Raw genomic sequence first — 2010 nt, 5'->3', positions numbered from 1 at the left:
TCACGCCGCCGAATGATGGCACGCAAAAGGGGAACAAGCTCGACTTACGACTGGCCCTGAAAAAAGGGGCAGGTCAAGCGCCATGTTCTACGGTAGCTCCATCATCAGATAAAGCTGAGGTCTTACAATGGCTTAGCGGATTAAATGGTGCCCGGGGGCGGCATCACAGTATCCGGGAAGATCAATGACTTACGAGCGGGTGGGACGCTTTTTTATCCCACCGTTTATTTAGGTTTTTCGGATTCGTGTCCCACGGTTTGACAACTGAAACCTGCCTCGGAAGCTGGGAAAGCATTCGATTCCATTCTTTGGAATCGAACAAAGCTTTGTAGCTTTGAGCATTCTAGCTTTGTGGAAAAGTCTGTGGTTTCGGTTAGCGCTTGTTTTCCCATTGGATCAAACAGAGTTTACGCTGTTGGCGTTTGTCCAAGCGTTTCTGATTAGCTCGGCAAGCTCTGCCATCTCGTCTTCATCCGCAAACGGCACTTGGGCCAATATGATTTCGCCTTCGCCAGATAGTTTGGCGGCAAGATGGCCACGCCCCAAGAGTTTTTCGGCCCCAGGTTCGTCGAGCACGAGAACAGAGTTGCGTTTGTCTGCAACCTTTAGAACAAGCCGGTTCGTCAAGTTGGCGCGGAGCTGCATCGGAAGGGCATCCTTGTCTGGTCGCTGCGTTATGAGGACTAGATTGATACCGGCGGCGCGGGCTTTAACACCAAGGCGGCTCGCGTTGAGCTCGACTGCATCACGGTAGTCATCGATCAGCATCCAATCCGCAAGTTCGTCGTGAAAGAGCCAAATCCTCGGCAGACGTTCGCTAGGCGGTACTTTCTTATTGTAATTTGCAAGTTTGGTCACGCCCGCGTCGGCGAGAAGACGGTTGCGTCGTTCCATCTCCTCAACAAGCTCCTCAAGTGTCTCAATGGCCTCTTCTCTTGAGGTAATGAGATCACCATCAAGGTGCGGCATACGACGGAGCCACGGGAAATCTATGCCCGCCTTTGGATCGATCATCCTGATGCGTGCGCTCTCAGGGCTGTTCGTCGCGCAGATGTCGAGCAGCAAAGACTGTACCAGAACGCCTTTACCGCTTCCGGTCTCACCCGCAATCAGCGTGTGCGGACCATGAGGTTGCTGGCCAGCAAATCCGTCTCCCACGTTCAGATATAACAGCTCTCCGTCAGCCTCCTTGGCGCCGATAAGCAAACTGGTGTTTGTCTCAGGGGCGCTTTCCGGCAACTCACGAAGCCTCCAAAGGCCTTTCAACCTAAGGATGGCACGCTTCGGGCGCCGTACCATGACGATGACTTCCATCGGTGCCGCTAGGAGGTTGATGACATCAATCGCGTGAGAGGTCAGGAGTTCCTGCCGTCTTTTTTCGACCTTTGGAAGCGTAAGGTCATCCGAGCCCCTAAGGCGAATGAGTGCCGCGTTGGGCGTCAAGCGTGATCCGATCAGCTCTGCGGTCATATCGTAGCCGCGAAGCGCCCGCTGTAGCTTGATGACTGTTTCTTCAAGCCAACGTTGCGCTCCATCATCGTCTTCGTCTGTCTCGGAGCTGTTAAGCCAGCTTGCCAAGTCAGCGGATGGCATATTGGTGATCTCGGGCGCCGCAGAGCTTTCGTCTTTCTTTTCAGCGCCCGTCAGTCCTGTCGTATTTGAGTTTTCATCTGCAGTTGTTTCGACCTGAACAGGATCGGCGCTGCCAGTCTCCGTGGACGACGAACTTACCTCTTCTTGATTGGACGTCTCCGTATCCATTTTTTTGTTCGGAAGTGTCGAGCCTTCATCAGGCACTGCACCATTCACGGTGCGTGAAATTAATGCCGTTTCCCAAGGGTCCCTGGGAACAATATCGCCAACCTCAGATTGAGGAAGTTGATCAACGGCAAAGGCACGCAGCCGAGAAGCGACGCGCGGTTTGTCAAACACTTGTGACCTGCCCCTTTTTTCAGGGCCAGTCGTAAGTCGAGCTTGTTCCCCTTTTGCGTGCCATCATTCGGCGGCGTG

Annotated in this window: 2 protein-coding genes; one reads left to right on the top strand and one right to left on the bottom strand. The window is 53.7% G+C overall.

Going from position 1 to position 2010, the window contains the following annotated elements; all coding sequences use genetic code 11:
* Window positions 1-188, top strand: a 188-nt coding sequence (locus tag KZZ07_RS26485) for a hypothetical protein (RefSeq protein WP_219519871.1), incomplete at its 5' end; no start/stop codon positions are given.
* A 208-nt stretch (window positions 189-396) separates the two neighbouring features.
* Here the strand turns inward: KZZ07_RS26485 and KZZ07_RS28210 are convergent.
* A complete protein-coding gene (locus tag KZZ07_RS28210; protein ID WP_219519868.1) occupies window positions 397-1932 on the bottom strand; it encodes an FtsK/SpoIIIE domain-containing protein in 1536 nt (511 codons plus the stop codon).
* Window positions 1933-2010 lie beyond the last annotated feature (78 nt).

Origin of the sequence: Mameliella sp. CS4 (assembly GCF_019392335.1) — a bacterium.
Lineage (GTDB): Bacteria > Pseudomonadota > Alphaproteobacteria > Rhodobacterales > Rhodobacteraceae > Antarctobacter.
The sequence above is the reverse complement of the archived record's forward strand: the minus strand, read 5'-3'. Positions and strand labels throughout refer to the sequence as shown.